This window comes from Psychrobacter sp. PL19 (assembly GCF_017875835.1).
Taxonomy (GTDB): Bacteria; Pseudomonadota; Gammaproteobacteria; order Pseudomonadales; family Moraxellaceae; genus Psychrobacter.
Window position 1 is genome coordinate 2,445,330 of sequence record NZ_JAGING010000001.1, and the last position, 21,997, is coordinate 2,467,326.

Sequence of the window (21,997 nt, forward strand, 5' to 3'; positions counted from 1 at the left end):
AGATATTGAACGCAGCCTATATATTAGTATAGCTAGCGAGGCTAACAATAGTGTCGTTCATAATGGTGTCGTTTATAATTGGTAAACTATAGTGGTTTTATAAATCGCTGGGCTATGTCTTGCTGGGCTATACCTGCCTGGGTTATGTCTGATAGTAATGTTGTAAAATTTGAGCAGCAATAGATACCGCAACCGCCATGGGTTCTTTACCACCAATCAATAACCCTATTGGCATGGTTAATCTATCGACTACTTGCTCACTATAGCCGCGTTGAGTCAGACGATCTTTGAAACGTTTTGCCTTAGTCGCTGAGCCAATACAGCCGATATATGGCATTGAAACCTGTAGACCGTCGTGATCTGCAATAACATTATCAGTATTTCGCCTGATATCCGCATCATTAGTAGCTAAGCTAACATCTATAGCAGCACGCACCAGCTCAAAATCAAGACTGTGATCATGAGTCATGATCAGAATAAAACGCTGATCGCCTTGTTCTATAAAAGGTTCAATAAACGGGTGAATAAAATCAACGGGCTCCTCACTAACATGGGGACGGATGTGCGCCGGAAGTTGATAAAGAGACGATTGCTCTGACGCTGATGGCTCACCGAAGGCTTTAGGGAATTCATTAATTTGGTCCGATTTATTTAGTAAATAAGGCGCAAACATCTCAGGACGACTATCTATCCAGTCCACTTGGCAAGGCAACTCAGCCAATATGGTCATCAAAGCCGCGGCCACATGCCCTGCTCCGAATACCAATATCGACAGCGGTGGTATCACGTTAAAACACTCAAACATAACCGTGACGCTACCACCGCAGCACTGTGCCAACTTTGCACCGAGCGGATAATGTTTGGTGTAAACGCTATCGCGGCGTACTGCTTTGGCTGGCTTCGACTCTAGGTCGCTATCACCATCACTATTAATAGTGTTACCTTGCTGAGAATCTTTATCTTTTCTAGAGTGCTTTTCTTTGACATCTTTTGATACGGTTGCCTCTATTTCCCCACTCAGCAATTGACGCGCGGTCATAATGACATCATGCTCAAGACCACCACCACCGAGCGTATCGCAGTAGCTATCGACAGTAACAATCATCTTGGCTTGCAGTGCCCTGGGTGCTGATCCATTTACTGCAATGACAGTCGCCAGCACGTGAGCGACACCCTGCTGCTGATATTGGGCTAGGCCATCATACCAGCGTGTGGGTGGCATTGGAGCTGATAATAAATCATTCACTGTGAGCAGGACCTCTAGCCGTTGACACATTTGGATGTTCTACTGCATCCGGTTGAGCATCCGCTAACTGACCTTCGACTTCTAGCGGTTTGTTATCTTTAGCGTGAGGCACTTGCTGCGGCATCACTCGATCATCATCGATACCAGAGTCATCCTCTGTAGTGAGGCTATCAACAGTAGCCATATCTACCTTAGCGTTAATTTCCCACGGCACGCCTTGCATACGCATCACGGCTTTTAGTACCGCCTCTGGGGTGGCAGGCATGGTCAGCTCTGGGTTTTTCTTATAATCACCTAAGCTTGCTACGGCATTATTAATCGCACACCAGACGCTAGCGGCCAACATCAATGGTGGCTCACCAACAGCTTTAGAGTTATAAATGGTCTGCTCTTCATTTTTGCGATCAAACAATTTAACTTGCCACTGCTTCGGTAAGTCATGAGCGGTAGGAATCTTATAATTGGCCGCACTATTGGATGCTAGGTTACCTTTTTTGTCCCAAGTGAGCTCTTCAGCCGTAAGCCAACCCATGCCTTGAATAAAGCCGCCTTCAATCTGACCGATGTCAATGGCCGGGTTAATCGACTGCCCCACATCATGTAAGATATCGCAGCGCAGTACCTTATACTCACCCGTTAAGGTATCAATTTCGACCTCAGAACACGATGCGCCTAGAGCAAAATAAAAGAAGGGGCGGCCCCAAGCTTTCGAACGGTCATAAAAGATCTTCGGGGTTTTGTAATAGCCGGTAGAAGATAAACTGATACGGTGTTGATACGCCAACAGCACCATTTCAGCAAAGGTGAGATCTTCTTTGTCACCAATATAGACATGATTACGCTCAAAACGTATGTCACTTTCTGCTACCTTAAAATGCTCAGCAGCAAACTCAATAATGCGACCTTTAATGGTTATACAGGCATTTTGTGCTGCTTTACCATTAATATCAGTACCTGATGAAGCGGCCGTTGGTGAAGTATTGGGTACTTTATCTGTCCGCGTGGCCGATACTTTAACCGTGTCTAAGTCAACGTCGAATTCATTAGCAACGATTTGGGCAATTTTGATATAGAGCCCCTGACCCATCTCGGTACCACCATGATTGAGGTGGATACTACCATCGGTATAAATATGTACTAGAGCGCCACCTTGATTCAGCGTCTGCACTGTAAATGAAATACCAAACTTCACAGGCGTTAAAGCCAGACCAAGGCGTTTATCACTGCCCTCAGCTTCGGCTTGCTGATTAACCTTGATAATTTGCTGGCGACGCTTATCATACTCACAGTCTTCTGCCAGTGTATTGATGATAGTTGCCAAATCAAAATGCTCAATCGGCTGTCCATAATGAGTGCTTTGACCATTTTGATATAAATTAGTTAAGCGCACTTGCAGAGGGTCTATCCCTAAGGTGTAAGCGATGTCATCCATCATATATTCAGCAGTGAGAAGACCTTGTGGCCCACCAAAACCTCGAAAGGCAGTATTAGATACCGTATGGGTTTTGCAGCGATGTCCTGCCACATGGGCAGCAGGATAATGGTAGGCATTGTCACAGTGGAACATGGCGCGATCGACGATCGCATCGGATAAATCCGGCGCATAACCACATAAGCCTGCCAACTGCATATCAACGCCAAGTACTTGACCAGACTCATTTACCCCGACTTCATAGCGATTGGCAAATTCGTGGCGTTTACCCGTGACCACCATGTCGTCTTGCCGATCTAAGCGCATACTGACAGGTACATTATGACGTTTGGCAACAATACCGCACAGGCACGCCCATGCTGCGGCTTGGGTCTCTTTACCACCAAAACCGCCACCCATTCTTCGCACTATAGTATTGACTGCATGAAAAGGCAAATCCACCACTTCAGCGACCAGCTGCTGTACTTCACTTGGATGCTGCGATGAAGTATAAACTTCCAGTCCGCCATCATCACAAGGCACCACATATGAGACTTGGCCTTCAAGATAAAAATGCTCTTGGCCCAGCATATGAATATGACCTTTGATGCGTAGAGGCGCATTCTCAAGCGCTACTTGGGCATCGCCGCGCTGCATGGTATGAGTGGGCCGGACAAAGTAATCCTTTTCTAATGCCTCATCAATAGTGAGTACCGACGGTAAGGTCTCGTATTCTACAATAGCTTGGAGTACCGCTTGTTTTGCGGCGCGATGACTGGTCGCTACTACCGCAAATAATGTCTGGCCCACATATTCTGTGATCTCATCCACCATTAGCGGCTCACCATCAAAAACCGCACCAATATCCGTTTTGGCAGGCAAGTCTTTAAAGCTTAAAACATCCACTACCCCGTCGGCCGCTTTGACAGCATTTAAATCCATACTCAATACGCGTGCGTGAGCGTGCTTGCTTTTACCTACAGCTAAGTGCAGAGTGCCCTGCGGCTTTAGCATGTCATCCACATAAGTTGCGGTCCCCATGACATGACTAATCGCACTGTCATGTTTAGCTGAGGTACCAATTTTATTTTTGGGCGGACGCACGCGGCGAATACTGTAGCTGTCAAATAACGAGGACTGGTGGCTCATAATGGCTCTCTCTTTTATTGGTGCTCTTTTATTGATGCTCTTTTATTTTTGACATAAGATATATATTTAGCTTATGGTATTTTTTACTAATAATTTTTGGTGCAAGAAGTAATGATGCCGCGCAAACTGTGCTTTATAGGAGGATATTGTGAAAACTGTATGTTAAAAATATATGTTAAACAGTATGTGCTAAATGACAGTTTTCAGTAATAAGCTACTAAGCAGTCTCTATTTGCGAATTTTTAACTAATTGCTTGCCGCATTTAATTAATAAACGTTGTACGACATGCATACGATACTCACGGCTGGCTCTGACATCGGTTAATGGTGAGACGTCTAAAGGCAAAGCTTGTGCTGCCTTTTCAAAGCTAGCAACTTCAACAGGCTGACCGATAAGTGCTTGCTGGCAATGTGCGGCCAACAAGGGTATCGCTGCCATACCGCCCAAACCAAATTTTACGTTATTAATGGTTGTGCCATCCGCTGACAGCTCAATTTTTGCCGCCAGTAGACAGGCAGAAATATCATCTTCGTAACGCTTACTAATCTTATGAATGAATAAGTGCTGATGGTCTTGCATCAGTGGAATATGAATGGCAACCACATAACTGCCAGCTAGCAGCTTGGTTTTTTTATAATCTAAGAAAAAGTCTGATAAAGGTATAACCTCGTCAGTATATGGCTGTTCATTACTATCATCGTTAGCACTACTATTAGCGTGGCTTTCAGCATTGTCATCAACATAAGCATCAACACTAACATTGTCATAAACATTGTCATAAACATTGCCATCGCAATGACGCAAATGAATGCGCGCCCCTAATGCCAATAGAATCGGCGGCAAATCCCCAATAGGCGAAGCATTAGCAACGTTACCACCAATAGTACCCATGTTACGGATTTGCGGAGAGGCAATGCGTTCGAACAGTTGAGCAAACTCAGGAAAATACTGCTCTAATACAGGCAACATTTTTGCGTAGCTCATGCCAGCACCAAAGATTAGCTCTTGCGATATTTGAGCTGTTGATGGCTTTGCGTCACTGTTAAAGACTTCCTCAACATCAGATAACGACCAGGATTTTAGCGACGCAATAGCTGACAGCTGAACAATCACCTCATGATCGACCAAGTGCTGAGTCACACTCAAACCTAAGTCTGTGCCACCTGCCCAAATTGTCGCTGTTGGGTTCGCAGCTAACACCTGATTAAGTGTCTCAATAGATTGTGGGATAAACAGTTTTCGCCCAGCATCACTAAGTGCAGGCTCGATAGATGCTATTGAGGACTCTTTTGTGCTTACCCCAGCATTAATGCTAGTACTAATATCGGCACTTATATTAGTACTTGCCATTGCATCGGTGGCTAAACCAATGGTTAAATCTTTCACTGCGGCCTGTTCAGCATCTCTTTGCTGACCAATCTTTTCCATCATCAAACCGGCTTCGATAATAGGCCGGTAGCCTGTACATCGACATAGATTTCCTGATATGGAGGCAACGATCTCATCGTAACTTAGGTCTTCATAGCTTAGGTCTTCATAGCTTAGGTCTTCATGGCTTAGATCATCAGAGTCTGAGTTATTTGCATTTGATCCATCGCTAGATACGCTTTGAGTCGGTCGGTTAAGTCGTTGCATGCGCTTATTTTCATAGACACTCGCCAACGACATCACAAACCCAGGGGTACAAAATCCACATTGCGACCCATGACACTCAACCATCGCTTGCTGTACAGGATGTAGTAGCGCGCGCTCTGGGTGATTCTCAGGATTGTCCGCTAGATAAGAAGCGGTCATCAAATGATGACCATCCATGAGCGACAATAGAGTGATACAAGAATTCAACGTATAGAAAGGTTCGCTGCTATTGCTAGCGTTGCTACTAGAGTTATCAGTAGCGTTAAAAGGCAAGCGTTGCGCCATAATGGTGCAGGCACCGCAATCCCCACTGCCGCAGCCTTCTTTGGTATCCGTTTGACGCACATGTAAGCGCAAATACTCAAGCACCGTCGTATTGGGGTTAAGTTGGGTTAGCTCATGGTGCTTTCCATTCAGATAGAAATTAATCATAGCAATACTCGGCTAAAGTAAAATAATAAGGCGGCACTTAACGACATCTGAAAACTCAAATGTTCTTCGAAACCTCAAACGGTTAGCGCAGGCTATTAATAAAAATTTGGGGTAAAGGTAGCAATCATAAGGTTAAACAGGCGCTGTAAAGCAGCAAGGCGAATAGCCTAAAAGCGAGGCTTATCGTTCAGCTGATACATACACTCGGAACTGTTCGGAACTATGTTGTGATGCTAAAAATTTAAACATGATTAATCATCCTTGATTAATATGGCCGTAAATTAATGCCTAGGCCGTTTTTGATACTACGCACTACATAAAAAAAGCTGCTCTAACTGAGTTATAATATTTGTTATCAGCGATTACGCAGCTCTCAAATAATGCTTGAACAGTGTTAAAAAACACTTGAGAGGTTTTTACATTTGAAATTTTTGAGTTAACTGACACTTGACTACATGGTCAGTTATTAACTATATTATCACTACTTCTATTCACTTTACAACTTATAAAAAACCAAAATAGCGGTGATTAAACCAAATGAGTTCGATAAAAATATATTTAACTTAGACGCTCATAGCTAAATTTTTGATTTGCAGTGTTGGTTAGCGTCCGTCCAAAATATTTAAATCCACATCTTTACCTAACAACCGAAGGCAACGCTGAATCACGGGCGCATCGACCATATTACCGTCTATTTTAAATACCGCTTACCCATTACGTTGATACTCCTCTACCACGCGTTTGGCAAATTTAATATCAGTGTCGGTGGGTTGCAGAGCTTGCTGGACGATAGCCACCTACGACCACAGCTATACTTGATATTTGGCGGCTCGAACATTTAGCGCAGGCTTTTGGTAAATCGTGACAGTCGGCCAGTAGACATTTAATCTACACCATATATATAGCAACTACGTCAACAACTTTTTATTTATACTTCATCGGAGCTTCTTGGGTCTATAGGTAAAAACAAACTCAGTGCTATTGCCGTTATAGCGCCTATCGCCACCGGTGATATCAGCACATTACGCAGTGCTTCAGGCAGTTGCGACAATACCTCGGGTACCATCGATACGCCAACACCCATCCCTACAGAAGTGGCAATGATCAGCATATCGCGGCGGTCAAGCTTGGCGCTGGCCAATACTTTGATACCAGCCACCGCTACCGTACCAAACATGACCAATGTTGCCCCACCAAGTACCGGTTGAGGCATGGTTTGTAATATGGCACCAAAAACAGGAAACAGCCCAATAATAATCATGAAAGTTGCGATGTAGATGCCAACATGACGGCTTGCTACGCCGGTTAAGGCAATAACTCCGTTATTCTGGCTAAAGGTAGTCGACGGCATACTGTTCAGGGCAGCGGCAATCATAGAGTTGACCCCATCTGCCAATACGCCGCCTTGAATTCGGTCAAGATAGACAGGACCTTTGACCGGTTCTTTAGAAATAACAGAGTTGGCCGTTAGATCGCCGGTTGTTTCAAGTGCACTGACGCAATACAGAATGACTAGCGGAATAAACGCTGCGAAATCAAATTGGAAACCAAATTTAAATGGAATTGGAATAGTAATAAAACCAACGTTACTTAGTGAGGAAAAGTCTAGTCTACCCATAAAAAAGGCGGCTATCATACCTAGGATTAGGGCGATTACAATTGAAGAAAGTCTTAATAGAGGATTTTTTGAGCGGTTAAATGCAATCACTGATACCAGTACGATCATACCTAACAGAAGGTTTTGTAGACTACCGAAGTCTTTGGCACCATAACCACCAGCGATATCAGTCATTGCTACTTCAATCAACGGCACACCAATTAGAATAATAATAGTACCCGTAACAACAGGGGTAAATATTCTTTTTAATTTATGAATAAAGCGACTAATGATAACCTCAATAAATGCGGCACAAAAGCTAACCCCAAAAATGGTGGCCAAAATATCTTCCGGTGAACCACCTCGCCCTTTAACAATCAATCCAGCAGAGATAATAGCCGTTAAAAAAGCGAAGCTAGTCCCTTGTAAACTTAACATCCCAGCACCTATAGGACCTATTTTTTTACATTGAATATAGGTGCCAATACCAGAAGAAATTAGAGCGCAGCTAATTAGGTAAGGTACATAGGCACCTAAACCCAAGGTTCCAGCAACGATTAAGGTAGGCGTGACAATAGCGACGATAGCGGCCAGTAAGTGCTGTAAGGCGGCAAAGCTCGCCGGCCAAAAGCTAGGCTTATCATTCAGTTGATACATTAACTCGGAATTATTTTGTGACTCTAAAGATTTAGACATTGATAAATCATCCTTAATTTATATGACCGTAAGCCAATTAACAGTCCCTGTTTATAATCTATATATTACAACTCGTTGCTTCGCTATATGCGAAATTATCGTCCGATGATACAGATAACCTTTATATAGAAAAAGGCTTATCAGTTTGCTGCAGCAACTATAATGGCTCCTTGCCAGCTCCAACATGCAAACTACTCTTAAGTTATACTGAAAAATCTTTAATAGCAGTATTCAAAATTCATAGTTATAAAAGACTCAGTAGAAAACTTCTCTTATTAGTATTTCGTTTATGGCATCGCTAGTATTTAATTTTTTGCTTCATAGCTTACTTGCCAACAGCTTTCTTTTTTCATATCCAGACAATAGCTGACTATTTAGTCAACTATCAATATACTAGCATTGTTTTGACACACTTTACAACTTATAAGAACAGTTCCTTTAGGACTTTTCGACCAAATGAGTTCAACGAAAACGTACAGTGTTGCTTAAGTTTCTGTCGCTAAGCCTAAGCTTTCTATCTTAGAAAACTTAAGAAGTATTGGGTCAAAACAACACCTACAACACCTACAACACCTACAAGATTGATATTATAATTCGTTCTGTTTGCTTTAAAGATCAGCGTTCAGAGGTCATTGGCCTCGTAACAGTAAATAATTGATAAATTCAACCTCATTCGCTGTTGGTAGCTAACTGCTTCTATATAAGCGCAGCGCCTGTAGTTATGACAAAAACCTATAAAAATAATAGGCACAGAAACTACGCACAAAAAAACGGTTAGTGTCCATTTATAAGAATCCTAAGACTCTCGTAAATAGACACTAACCGTAACGCATGCGCGGCTAAATATTGTTTAGCCAGCAACAGTCTTATTCAGTACCAAGCTCAAGTAGGCTAGCATTACCACCAATTGCGGTAGTGTTGATAGTTCTTACTCGTTCAGTGGTGAAGTGATATAAATAGTCAGGCGTGAGCATATCAGACAAACCACCCATATCGGTTACCGCAATCACTTGCGTCAAGATACCGTCAGTGTTGGCAAGCTCTTGGCTGACTGCTTGTACTTCAGCAGGACTACCGGCCACGGCTACTTGCGCGAGACGATCAATATATAATAGCGTCACGGTTTGTGAGTCATTAGCAATACTAATGACATCATTATCGATACCAGTCTCATAAAGCACTTTTACGGCTTCGATGCACATCTCATCTTGGCTTGGGCAATGTAGTATTACCTCATTACCCGTCACCAATGCTGCAATGAGCTGGCCAAGTACGGCCATAGTCTTAGCGGATTCGCCACCAATAACCATAGTTTTACCACGAGCTGTCACGTATAAGTCGTTAGACTCACCAGTAGCCCCAGTCATACGGTGTACTTCATCAAGCGTGGGTGCAAAGCTTAATAAATGCTTAAATAGTCGCCGCGCCTTGTTAGCATCGCCGGTAAGCAATGCCAACTTAGGGATCGCCGCTTCAAGGTGAGCGGCGCGATTGACCGCGCTAAGTAGCCGCCAAGCTTCACAAGCTTGGGCATGATTTTTTTTGAATTCAATTGCCATGTTGCTACTCCTTATGCGACATCAGTTTGAGTGGTCTGGGTTGAGACAGTGGTATCACTGCTATCTGTAGCATTGTTTAGATCACTAAGGCGCATTAAGCGTGCCACGTAATGTGGGCCACCGGCCTTTGGACCTGTACCTGATAGACCATAGCCACCGAAAGGCTGGACGTTGACTACCGCCCCAATTTGGTTACGGTTAACATAGGTATTACCCACACAAGCACGGCGTTCGATGCGCTCAGCGATACTTTCAATACGGCTATGAATGCCTAAGGTTAAACCAAAGCCAGTACCGTTAATCGCGTCAATAAGCTTGTCTAAATCGCGCGCTTGATATCGCAATACATGCAATATAGGGCCGAAATGCTCACCGCCAATAACATCAATACTGTTCACTTCAATTGCTGTTGGCAATACAAAGGTAGACTGATCTTGACTGACTATTGAACTGGCACTCATTGTGGCTTGGCCTAAGATTTTGGCCGTTGGCTCTGCGGTCATGCGTTCAATATGCGCCTCAAGACCCTGCTTGGCATCACTATCAATGACTGGACCCACATCAGTGGCAGCATAAAGAGGATTACCCACAACCAACTCGGCCATACTGCCTTGTAGTAGCTCAATGATGCCGTCTGCCACTTCTTCTTGTACACATAAAATACGGCACGCCGAGCAGCGCTGACCGGCTGAGCCAAAGGCAGATAATACCGCATCTTTAACCACTTGCTCAGGCAAGGCAGTTGAATCGGCGATCATGGCATTTTGACCACCCGTTTCAGCAATCAATACCGGTAGCTCGCCGCTGGCTTGCGCATGATCATTTAAGCTTTGATTGATACGCTGAGCGGTTTGGGTTGAACCAGTAAAGATAACGCCAGATAAATTGTCAGCCGCTGTTAACGCTGCCCCTACTTCGCCAGCACCCGTGACAAACTGTAACGCCTCAGCAGGTACACCCGCCTGATACATCAATTGTGCACCAAAGTGGGCAATTAAGCTGGTTTGTTCAGCAGGTTTGGCAACTACCGTATTACCTGCCGCTAGGGCCGCAACAATTTGGCCGGTGTAAATAGCCAGTGGAAAGTTCCAAGGGCTAATACAAACAAAGGTACCGCGCGCCTTATATGCTTGGCGCAACGGCTTACCTGACAAGTCTTTGATTTCATGTACAATTTTATCTAAGCGCTCGGCTTCATCCGCATAAAAGCGACAAAAATCAACGGCTTCTTTAATTTCATCAATACTGTCCTGTATGGTCTTGCCAGCTTCAACTTGGCACAAAGCCATTAGCTCAGCGTAGTTTTCTTCGTATAAATCAGCCATTTTACGCAATATCGCAGCGCGCTTGGAGGCTGATACCGCTTGCCACGCTTCTTGTCCAGCAACTGCTGCGTCTATAGCGTTACGAGCAAGTTCAGCGTTGGCATAGTTTACTTCGCCAGCAATGACTTCATGGTTCCAAGGGGCGCGTATCGTATGGTTATCTAGCTTGTTAAATACACCATCGACAGCATGCTCACTAATGGTTTGGCCATTAATAATAGGCGCTGCTGTCCATGATTTATGCAAATAGCCATCAATAGCTGTTTTAAGCGGTAGCCACTGTGACTCGACAAATATATTAGGACCAAAGCTAGCACGACGCTCGCCATAGATATCAAGTGGCAACGGAATATCTGGATTGTGCCAGGTGTCATTAGTGAGTAGCTTGTCATACGGATGCACGACTAGCTTGTCGATAGGATAAGATTTATCTAATAACTGATGGACAAATGAACTATTCGCACCGTTTTCGAGCAGACGACGCACCAAATATGGTAGCAAGTCTTTATGCGCACCAACGGGTGCGTAGATACGCACAGGAATATTATACGCTTGTAAGATGTGATCATAGAGCGCATCACCCATACCATGCAAACGCTGAAACTCAAAGTCTCTATGCGCACTCATGGTCATTACTGTTGCTAGCGTGTGGGCATTATGAGTCGCAAACTGCGGCCAAATCAACCCGCGTAAATGCTCTGATAATAAGAAACGCGCGCACGCCAGATAGGCAGTATCTGTGCCTTCTTTGCGCGTCCAGACCGGATAGCCGGACAGACCTTTTTGCTGAGCCAATTTGATTTCAGTATCCCAGTATGCGCCTTTTACTAGACGTAGCGGAATACGGTCACCAACTTCGGTAGACAAACGAGCCACCCATGCAAAAATAGCAATAGCACGTTTTGCGTAGCCTTGAACAACCAGACCAAGACCATCCCAGCCAACGGTTAGCGGGTCACGATATAGCGATTCAAATAATTTTAGAGAAATCTCTAGGCGATCCGCTTCCTCGGCATCGATACTGAGGTCGACGTTGACTTCGCGTGCCGCTTCAATGAGCAATAAGCAACGCTGACGTAGCAGACCCATCACTTGTGCTTCTTGGGTCGCTTCATAACGAGGATGTAGTGCTGACAACTTGATAGATACAGAAGGCTTGGGCATGCCCTCTTTAACTTTGATATTGGCCGTAGACTTAACGGCATGCAAATAGTCGTTAAAGTAATTTTCGGCATCTTTATGAGTAACCGCGGCTTCACCTAGCATATCGAACGAATAGGTATAGCCTTTATTGCGATAGCTTTGACTGTTTTTGTTGGCTTCCTCAATGGTCTCGCCCAATACAAATTGATGACCCATAACACGCATGGCTTTTTGCATGGCCCCGCGAATCATTGGCTCGCCCATTTTTTTGGTCATACGATCCAAAAATCCTGACGCTGTCGTATCACTATCAATACTGACCACGCGTCCGGTCATCATCAATCCCCAGGTCGAGGCATTAGTGATAAAACCATTGTCACCTCCAAGGTGCTTCTTCCAATCCGCGACGCTCATCTTGTCACGGATCAGTGCATCAGCGGTATAGTTATCTGGCACCCGAATTAAGGCTTCTGCCAAACTCATCAGCAAGATACCTTCTTGAGTGTCAAGGCTATACTCAAGCAATAGTGAGTCTACCATCTTGACGGCTTTACCATCATTGCGCACATACTCGACTAGCTTGCGCGTCTGCTGAGCAGCAGCCTCGCGCTCTTCATCACTAGGCTTGGCAAGTGGCAGCAAGTCGGTTAACCAGCGGTCTTCGTCCACACTATATAGTGGCGAGATACGCGCATACAGCTCATCTGCTGACTGCTCGATATACTCTGGCACCAACAAATCGGTGGGATTAAATAAAATCGGCTCTTTCGGGGCAAACTGGTCTATTGGATTCATACCAACTCCACAACTATCGTTTAAAAACCATAATAAATGGTGCGCAGGAACTTTTTATGAGAGCGGTTTATAAAAGCCAGTTATTTACACAAGCGGTTAATTTATAAAAACTATCAACAAAGAACCGAACGGCGCCATCACAAAACGAGCAAATCCAGCATATGCTGGAGACGGTTAAGTATGTCGTTCGAACGTTCAACGAACTACGTTAACAATGCAAAGGCAACAACGAACAGTTAGGCGGCATTAGTGCCTTCTTCTTGTTGGTAGTGAAACGAGTATGACCAGTAGATTATCCAACTATCAAGGTATGGCGAAACATAGCCTTAATATCGTTAATTTGTGATCTTAGATGACGCTAATTCACTGTAAGAAAAACCTCTACGGCGTTGATTGAGGTGATGCGCTTAACTCCGCTATGTTATCACGAAAAAAACTTTCAAACTAACGATATCGACCGTTTACGATAATAAATATACCATTAAAAAACAATTAGATAGCAGGGTGGCCACCACAATGACGCTCAAGTTATGGTTTTTTGTTTACTATTGGCTATTGGGCATAATTCTACCAATTAGTAATGCTAAATAAATAGTTGAACATTACCTGAATACTGAAGCAAAAAACCTTCCTTGTCATTCAATGATAAGGAAGGTTCGAGAGCTGACATCTGAGTTTATCTAGCCTTAAAATTTAAAGAAATATGATTTTGGCTAATAAGATTAGCGTCAATACCCAAACTGCGAGGGTGATTTCAGCAAATTTACCCGCCAATAATTTGACTGCAGTAAAGGTGATAAAACCAAGCGCAATACCGTCAGCGATAGAGTATGTTAGCGGTGTAAACAATAGCACGACTGCCACAGGTGCGGCATCCGTAACATCACCCCAATTGACCTCTTTTAGTGTGGCCAGCATCAATACGCCCACATAAAAAATGGCACCGGCAGTGGCGTAGGCTGGAATCATACCGGCTAATGGCGCAAAGAAAATACTGAGTAAAAATAGCACACCGACTGTTACTGCCATCAATCCGGTGCGGCCACCTGAGGCGATCCCTGCGACACTTTCAACATAACTGGTCGTCGATGAGGTACCAAACAACGAGCCGGCAACAGTCGCTGTTGAATCCGCTATTAGCGCCTTGCCTAGATTGGGAATGTTACCATTTTTGTCAACCAGACCAGCCTGATTAGTGGTCGCCATCAAGGTGCCTGCAGTATCAAACAAATCTACGAATAAGAAGGCAAAAACGACACTGATCATGCCGACGTCAAATGCACCTGCAATATCAAGCTGCATTAAGGTAGGCGCAATTGATGGCGGCGTAGATATAATCCCCGTAAACTGAGTATTACCTGTTAATAAACTGATCAAGGCGACCAGTAAAATACCAATCGTTACTGCACCAGGAATTTTTTTGTAAGACAGGCCGACGATGACAAAAAACCCTAACGAGGCCATCACGGGTGAAAACGTGGTCATATCACCGAGGGCAACCAAGGTCGCGTCTTGCCCAACGATAATGCCAGAGCTTTGCAAGGCAATGAAGGCTAAAAACGCGCCAATACCAGCGACCACACCTTGTTTAAGAGCGGTTGGAATCGCATTGATAATCCATTCGCGAATTTTAAACAAACTTAGTAGTACAAAGATACAACCCGATAGGAATACCGCACCCAACGCGGTTTCCCACGCATAGCCCATACCCAAGACCACACCGTAAGTAAAGAAGGCGTTGAGTCCCATGCCTGGCGCTAATGCGACTGGCAGACGGGCGTAAAGACCCATTATAAAACAACCCACCGCAGCAGCTAAACAAGTGGCGACAAATACTGCGCCTTTGTCCATGCCAGCTTCTGCCAATACGTTGGGGTTAACAAATATGATGTAAGCCATCGTTAAAAACGTGGTTGCACCAGCGAGAATTTCTGTTTTGATGGTGGTGTTATCACCATTAATCCCAAAATAGCGTTCAATTGCATTCATAAGTTCAGCTTCCAGATTGCGTTAAATCAATATCGCTTCCAAATTGCATTAAGTAAATGCCGCTTCCAAATTGCGGCTGTAAGCAAACGTCTTTTTTAAATTGAGGATGTAAGTGACACTTTTAAAGTGCGACTATGACTGACGCTTCCAAATTGCGACCATAAATAACGCTTCCAAATTGCGACTATGGATGATGTTTCTAACCGACTGACTATTCGATTACAGATAAAAATACCGACAGCAGAAAAAAGACAGTGTCATAATGAGAAAAATTTAAAAACAAATACTAACATTTTAGTGAAATCAACCTACAAATTCAATCACTACTGTTACCTTGTGAATATAAAGTTACAATTTGGTATATATTAGGGACGATATTATAGTCAAAGGGGTTGTCGTCAGATATTTTATAAAACGACTGTCCACTATATCTTTAACACATTAATAAATGACCTTTTGTTCATTTAACAGTACACTAGCGGGTTAGAATGAGCGCACAGCGTTGATTGTGCATCGGAATTTCATAAGAAAACCATATAAAAAATTATGTATAAGAAAACCACGTCAACGATAGATATAAATTTGGCTTTTTTAAGCTCATAACATTTCAGTTGTTAGAAGCCCTATCTGTATCAAGTGGTTCTAGTCCGCTCATAATGAAACGACGACATCGTAAACCTCTTTTACTGCATTAAGATACAGCCTACGCTCAGTTTTTTTGTGTTTATATTATTTTGAATTGACTACAACTTAGCTTGTTATTAATTATCCGTGAGTCTATTACATGCCTGAATCATTAAACATTATCGATCTTATCGCCCAAGCCAGCCTATTGGTGCAGATTGTGATGGCATTATTATTATTAGCCTCCCTGCTCAGTTGGGTTGTTATTTTTCGGATGAGCGCGCGCCTAGGCACCGCTAAAAACTTCGATGAGCAGTTTGAAACCTGGTTTTGGTCAGGTGAAGATTTGGCCAAGCTGTACCAAGGTATCCAAGGTTCACCTGAACGCCAGGGCCTTGAGCAGATTTTTTATGTGGGCTTTTCTGAATATCTAAGAATGCATAAAAAACGCCAGCCTAAAGACGATATCATCGATGGGGTCGAGCGTAAATTACGAGTGGGATTAGGTCGTCAGCAGCAGTTATTAGAGTCAGGACTGACCACTCTAGCCAGTATTGGTTCGGTGGCGCCTTATGTCGGATTATTTGGTACAGTATGGGGCATTATGAATGCCTTTTTAGGACTATCACAGACTGAACAAGCGACCATTGCTTCCGTGGCACCTGGTATTGCTGAAGCACTAATCGCGACAGCCATGGGTCTGTTTGCAGCCATTCCTGCAGTTTTAGCCTATAACCACTTTACCGCCATATCCAGTCGCCTTTATGACTCGCGCGCGTTATTTTGTGATGAGATGACCGGCATGCTCCAACGTGAAACCAGCACAGACAATCCAATAGCGGTGACACCAACCACGCCAACCAGTCAGGTAAAAGGACTATGAAGCCAAGTCCCTACGCCCGTAAAAAAGTACCACTGAATGCAGAAATGAACGTTGTCCCTTATATCGACGTGATGTTAGTGCTGCTAGTCATATTTATGGTAACTACCCCAATGCTGACTACTGGAGTCGATGTGGACTTGCCAAGAGAGCAAACCAATACTTTAAGCCAAAATCAACTGCCGGTGATTGTGTCATTAACAGACAGTGGTGAGATTTTTATTAGCTATGAGAACAATATCGATATGCCAATTAGTGAGCCTCAGCTCATTGATACCTTATCAAACTTACAATCACAAAACAGTGATACTGGTGAGCAACCATTACAAGTCATGATTAATGCCGATCAGAATAACCAATATGGGGCGATTATGGGTTTGATGGCAAACTTACAGCAAGCTGGCATTAAAAAGGTAGGACTGTTAACAGGTACACCCCTACCCACGCCTACCTTATGATTAACGACCTATTTATTAACCGTATAACTTATTGACTATCGCTATTAGCAACCTATTCATAATGACATGCCACGCAATGGCCTACCGCTTAAAAAACACCTAAATGAGCCTAGTCAAATAAAGCAGATAACCCGATGAATCACGTCCATGAGTATCGATATAATGAATAATGGTCCTGCCGTCTATATTCCTACCCAGCCTGAAGGTAATAGGCTGACGCTGCCTACCTTATTAAGCGTGCTGGCACATGGTCTAGTCATTGGAATATTGATTTATACTTACCAGCATACTGAAACAGAGACCACAGGCAGTATTGAAACTGTCATGGTATCGCCTGAGCAACTGGCTAAGATGCAAGGACAAATATTGGCCAATCGTGCGGCGGCTTCTAATGGCTCACAAACAGATAGTAGTCTTAGCGGTGCGGTAAGTAATGAGCCACTGAACCCAAATGATAGCAGCAACACCGCACCTAATAATGGTCAAACGAGCTCGCAAAGAGCGCCCGTTTTTTTACAATCTGACAATCCTTCTGACAGTTATAATGAAGCGCCAATACTCATGAGTCAAGAACAGGAACAACGCTTTATCGAACAGTCAGAAGAGTATGAGCGTAACCTCGATGAATGGCGAGCACAGCAAGATGCTGTTACCCTAGAAAGACTGGAACGCGTTGAACAAAACAAACAAAGCAATCTTGAAGAAGAGCGCGAAAAGCTAAAAGAATTTCGCAATAAAAAGAACCACCCTCCCAAGATTGAACGCCCCAATAGCAGTCAACGTAATATTGAAATTGACACCGGTAGCTCAGGTAGTGGCGGCAAAAATTATAACTTGTCAGAGGGACAATCTACCCTATCAGGCGACACGGCAACTTCTAGCACCGCAAAAGGTAGCAACCGTTCTGCATCAAATGGTAATAGTGGAGCCAGTAATAACGAGATTATCACCTTAATCAAACGTAACTATAACCCACCCATAGCCGCTAAAGGGTCAACTCAGCGCGCCACCTTGACGATTACGGTCAATGCCAATGGCGATGTGGTGACTGTCTCTACCTCAGGCCCTGATAATGCGGTCAATGAAGCGGCGAAGCAGGCGGTATTGAGTACTCGTAATCTACCCATTGATACTGATGACCCCAAATACCCGACCTTTACCATCCAGTTTAAAGGTAGCAACTAGTCAGCGACCCGCAATCATGTATGCGCTGATTTTACCTTAAGCTCCTTGCACCCTCTGCCATATTACCTTAACGTAATAGGCCACTTATTGCCTATAAAAAATAATTTTACACCATTTTAGGAGTTCAATTTGGTCATGCGTACCCATAAAAAACTATTGATTACTTTACTTGCCAGCGCCTCAAGTCTGTTAACCGCTCCTAGTTTATTCGCAGCACCTGTGGTGTTAGAATTGGATTATGATATTCCGGTACAACAAAACCAAGTCGCCTTTGTGCCTTTTGCGGGTGATTCGATATTGTCAGCCATTATCCTAAGCGACTTGAGCCGGACTGAGCTAAACGTCACTAGCAAAAATCTGCCACAGCAGCCTCGTACTAGCAGTGAGCTGGCTGGTACGTTACCAGTCTGGCAAAATATGGGCATTCCCTATCTAGTCATCGGTAATACTCGTACCAATCGCGGTAAGATCGTTACTGATTATGAAGTGATTAATGTTAAGTCAGGGCAAGTTATAGAGGGCAAGCAAAGCTTATCGTCAGATAAAGACCCGCAAAGTATGCGTTATGCCGGTCACGTTATCGCAGATAAAGTTTATGAGCTTATCACTGGAACTCCAGGTGACTTCTCAGGGCGCATTGCTTATATTGAGGAGATTGGCCGCGGTAAAGATAAAGTCTCACGATTAAAAGTTATGGATGCTGACGGTGAAAATGCCAGTACCATCACTGAAGTTAAAGGCTCTATATTTTCGCCAGCTTGGTCGCCCGATGCCAACCGGATCGCTTACGCTGTACAACGTGAAAAATCACATCCGGTTATTTATGTACAGAATATCAGTGGTGGCAGTACCCGTGTATTGACCCCTTTTCCGGGCAGTAATTTGAGCCCTTCATTCTCACCCGATGGTAGCAGAATATTATTCTCTAGTAGCTTTGAGGGCAGCTCCGATATTTATGAGATAAGTGCCAACGGCGGTCAGCCCAGACGAATTATCAATTGGCCAAGCAGCGAAGTTCAACCAAGCTACGCGCCTGATGGTAAATCTTTTGTGTTTGTCTCTGATAAAACGGGATTTAATAAACCGCAAATTTACCGCTATGAATTCGGTTCAGGACGCACCATTAAAGTGTCTAACAGCGGCTATGCAACCAGCCCGCAGTTTAGTATTGATGGCACGCAAATCGCTTTTTTAAATGGCCGTTCAGCCGCTATTATGAATAGCAGCGGTACAGTAACTGCCAATCTGGGCAACACCGGTATTGATGAAGCACCTAGCTTTTCACCCAATGGCAAACGTGTGGTCTACGCCTCAACCCAGGGCGGCAAAGGTGTTCTCACTATTAAGTCTCTCAACGGTGGAGAATCATTCGGTAAATCAGGTCAAGGGACTCTCCGCTCACCAGTGTGGTCCGCCAGTCCTAAATAAATAACATCAGCACAACTATAGTTACATTTTTTATATTTAGTGCAATGATTAACTGTTTATTTATCACGCGTTAAGGCTATTCACTCGGATCAGAACCGGGCGGGAAATCATGGCGCAGCTGAGCGACATCAGCAGCAGTGACTGTATCGGTAAAATTATTAAGGTCACTTTGCACATATTGCGTGACCGCCGCGATTTGTTGATCAGTCATCATGCTGTGAAATGAGGGCATACCACGAAGACCATTGATCACCACGCTGATAATATAGTATTTAGATTGCATCTTACTGTTGTCAGCTAGCGGCGGATAATAGCCAGCGCCTTGTGCGCCTTCGCCTTTTTGCATATGGCAGCCCGCACAGGAGTCGTCGTAGAGCTTTTTACCATTCGTAGTAAAGAATCCGGTTTTACCTTCTAAACTACCTTCAAATTTTGCTAGCCACTGCTGTAGATTTACATCCTCTGACATTTTTGGTAGCGAGCTGACATCAACGATATTGGCTCGCGGCGATCTAAGTTCTTCTTTAGACATATAGACTGCGCCCCACGCGCCATTATTGCGGCTGGCTTGATTATCAAATACCACTTGCGCTGCTTGTAGATTAGCAAGGGTGGCTGCTGTATGAGCGGTTTGGTCTTTGTTATAGCGACTACAGCCTGATAGCGCAACGGTTCCTCCGACACTCAACATCATTACCACAGTAAGCAGGTTTGGTTTGATCATATTCATGATTACCTCTGAGTTCATTATTATTACTAACGACTGTCCCTACTTAATCATTACAGCTAATTGATAGCTGTTGCTACTAGCCCAGCTTTTTTGCTTTTTGATGTAAGCGCTGGGCTGCATCCATTCCTGACAAAATCGCTCCTTCTTGCCATGCAGGAATGTGCGAGCAGTGCTCACCTGCCAGTACGATACGATGATCAATGCTACATAGGGTATCGTAATATTGATCGCGGCTTGATTCACTCCAAAGGCCATAGCACCCCAGTGACCAGGGAATACGATGCCATGCCACGGAAGTACCGGCACGGAACTCTTTGGTATATTGCGGATGAATATATTTGCCATACTCTAGTGCCGCACTAATGCGCTCTTTTGGACTTAGCGTATTAAATTTATAAGAGGCTTCTCCAAACCCATACGCGCCAAGTAGCACCCCTGAACCGCTGGTGAACATATCGTGTGAGGGATAAGAAATTTGAGAGATGGGCATATCGGTATAGCTAATGCCCCCATAAATCCATTCGTCTTCTTCCCAAAACCGACGTTTAAACTCCAAGCCCACTTTATAAGAAGTATCATAAGGCACAGCCGCCATTGCTTGCTTCATTGGCGCTGAAACGTTGATGTCAATTTGGGTTAAGACTGATAATGGAATATTACAGACACACCAGTCCGCGCGAATGGTTTTGGATGCGCTATCTGGATTAGTGCTATCGACATAATCAACAGTCACGCCGCTATCGTCTTGATAGATCTTAGTAACTTTAGCATTGAACTCAATCATGTCACGGCACTCACGGGTGAACGCATCACCGATTTTGCCCATACCACCGACCGGCTGGAACATCGCCGGTTGGTGATCGTAGATGGTATAGTTGGCATAAATATCTGACCACATGCCCGAATCTAATAATTTATTCATTGGTATCGGTGTTGAAGGTTTGGCATCAGGCATCAGCCCGCCACCTGGATAGACACTATAGCCGCGATGCTTACTGGTATCATGGCTTTTGGTATAGCGATAGTTATTATCAAGCACACCCCAACCTTTTAAACCTTCTAACAGTTTTTCTTTGTCTTCTTTATTCACGGTACTATCAAGGCTGCCTACGTTAACCGCTTTGGACAATAACTCTGAAACATAACCACGTATATCACTTTGCACTTCACCTAAGCGCTGCGGTGCGCCATTAAAATGATTGATACGGTGTAAGTAGGCACGGTCGTTGGTTTGTATAAATGGCTGTAACGCTACCCCAAACTTCTTACAATAATGAAATACCGCATAGTGATGAACCGGTAGTCGCCATGGTCCACCATTGAAATAATTACCTTTTTCAAAGTCGCAGGTCACTTCTCCGCCACCCAGCTCAGTGTATTTATCACCACTATTCAAGGTCCAACTGCGCCCACCACCACGATTTTGAAACTCAAGAACGGTTACTTTATAGCCCGCTTTACGCAGCTCATAAGCAGCAGTGAGACCACCTAACCCTGCGCCAAGAACAACAATACTGGCACCAGCAGGAGCTCCTTTTAAGTCCATTTCTTTTTTAAAGCTAGACTCCGAAGCAAACCCAAGCGTAGTCATCGCTTGATACATCGCCGTTGCCCCTGCGGTCTTACCGATCATCGCGAGTAACTGTCTTCGTGTGGGCGATTGAAATAGATCGTTCATTTTATTGTCCTTGTAAGAGCGCACTCATCCATGACC

13 protein-coding genes are annotated in these 21,997 nt (G+C 44.1%); 4 read left to right on the top strand and 9 right to left on the bottom strand.

What is annotated here, in order from left to right; all coding sequences use genetic code 11:
- Positions 1–142: 142 nt before the first annotated feature.
- From H4W00_RS09755 to H4W00_RS09785, 7 genes are all read right to left on the bottom strand, one after another.
- Positions 143–1,222 (bottom strand): XdhC family protein, encoded by a 1,080-nt coding sequence (locus H4W00_RS09755; RefSeq protein ID WP_209959154.1) that lies wholly within the window; start codon positions 1,220–1,222, stop codon positions 143–145.
- Between the two features lie 16 nt (positions 1,223–1,238).
- Complete coding sequence (gene xdhB / locus H4W00_RS09760) at positions 1,239–3,806, bottom strand: xanthine dehydrogenase molybdopterin binding subunit (RefSeq protein ID WP_209957704.1); 2,568 nt, start codon at positions 3,804–3,806, stop codon at positions 1,239–1,241.
- A gap of 217 nt (positions 3,807–4,023) precedes the next feature.
- On the bottom strand, positions 4,024–5,874 hold the full coding sequence (locus H4W00_RS09765) for a xanthine dehydrogenase small subunit (RefSeq protein WP_209957706.1): 1,851 nt from the start codon (positions 5,872–5,874) through the stop codon (positions 4,024–4,026).
- A gap of 928 nt (positions 5,875–6,802) precedes the next feature.
- Positions 6,803–8,167, bottom strand: coding sequence for a uracil-xanthine permease family protein (locus H4W00_RS09770; RefSeq protein WP_209957708.1), 1,365 nt, complete (start codon positions 8,165–8,167; stop codon positions 6,803–6,805).
- 866 nt (positions 8,168–9,033) lie between these two features.
- Complete coding sequence (locus H4W00_RS09775) at positions 9,034–9,726, bottom strand: 1-pyrroline-5-carboxylate dehydrogenase (protein WP_209957710.1); 693 nt, start codon at positions 9,724–9,726, stop codon at positions 9,034–9,036.
- 11 nt (positions 9,727–9,737) lie between these two features.
- Positions 9,738–12,989, bottom strand: a complete 3,252-nt coding sequence (gene putA / locus H4W00_RS09780) for a bifunctional proline dehydrogenase/L-glutamate gamma-semialdehyde dehydrogenase PutA (RefSeq protein ID WP_209957713.1) — start codon at positions 12,987–12,989, stop codon at positions 9,738–9,740.
- 693 nt (positions 12,990–13,682) lie between these two features.
- Positions 13,683–14,978 carry an NCS2 family permease gene (locus H4W00_RS09785; protein ID WP_209957715.1) on the bottom strand — a complete coding sequence of 432 codons (1,296 nt, stop codon included), beginning with the start codon at positions 14,976–14,978 and terminating at the stop codon, positions 13,683–13,685.
- Between the two features lie 784 nt (positions 14,979–15,762).
- Here H4W00_RS09785 and tolQ point away from each other — a divergent pair.
- The 4 genes from tolQ (at position 15,763) to H4W00_RS09805 (ending at position 19,553) form a co-directional block, all read left to right on the top strand.
- A complete protein-coding gene (tolQ, locus tag H4W00_RS09790) occupies positions 15,763–16,485 on the top strand; it encodes a protein TolQ (RefSeq protein ID WP_209957716.1) in 723 nt (240 codons plus the stop codon).
- The gene (gene tolR / locus H4W00_RS09795) at positions 16,482–16,940 is read left to right on the top strand and encodes a protein TolR (RefSeq protein ID WP_209957718.1); all 459 of its coding nucleotides are present in this window, start codon (positions 16,482–16,484) and stop codon (positions 16,938–16,940) included. Before tolQ ends, tolR begins: the two co-directional genes overlap by 4 nt.
- A 147-nt stretch (positions 16,941–17,087) precedes the next feature.
- A complete protein-coding gene (locus tag H4W00_RS09800; protein WP_334684939.1) occupies positions 17,088–18,125 on the top strand; it encodes a cell envelope integrity protein TolA in 1,038 nt (345 codons plus the stop codon).
- Positions 18,126–18,260: 135 nt separating this feature from the next.
- Positions 18,261–19,553: a PD40 domain-containing protein gene (locus H4W00_RS09805; protein ID WP_209957721.1), complete on the top strand. Its 1,293-nt coding sequence runs from the start codon at positions 18,261–18,263 to the stop codon at positions 19,551–19,553.
- A gap of 76 nt (positions 19,554–19,629) precedes the next feature.
- Here H4W00_RS09805 and H4W00_RS09810 read toward each other — a convergent pair whose 3' ends face one another.
- Positions 19,630–20,283 carry a c-type cytochrome gene (locus tag H4W00_RS09810; RefSeq protein WP_209957724.1) on the bottom strand — a complete coding sequence of 218 codons (654 nt, stop codon included), beginning with the start codon at positions 20,281–20,283 and terminating at the stop codon, positions 19,630–19,632.
- Between the two features lie 76 nt (positions 20,284–20,359).
- On the bottom strand, positions 20,360–21,961 hold the full coding sequence (locus H4W00_RS09815) for a flavin monoamine oxidase family protein (RefSeq protein WP_209957738.1): 1,602 nt from the start codon (positions 21,959–21,961) through the stop codon (positions 20,360–20,362).
- Positions 21,962–21,997: the final 36 nt, after the last annotated feature.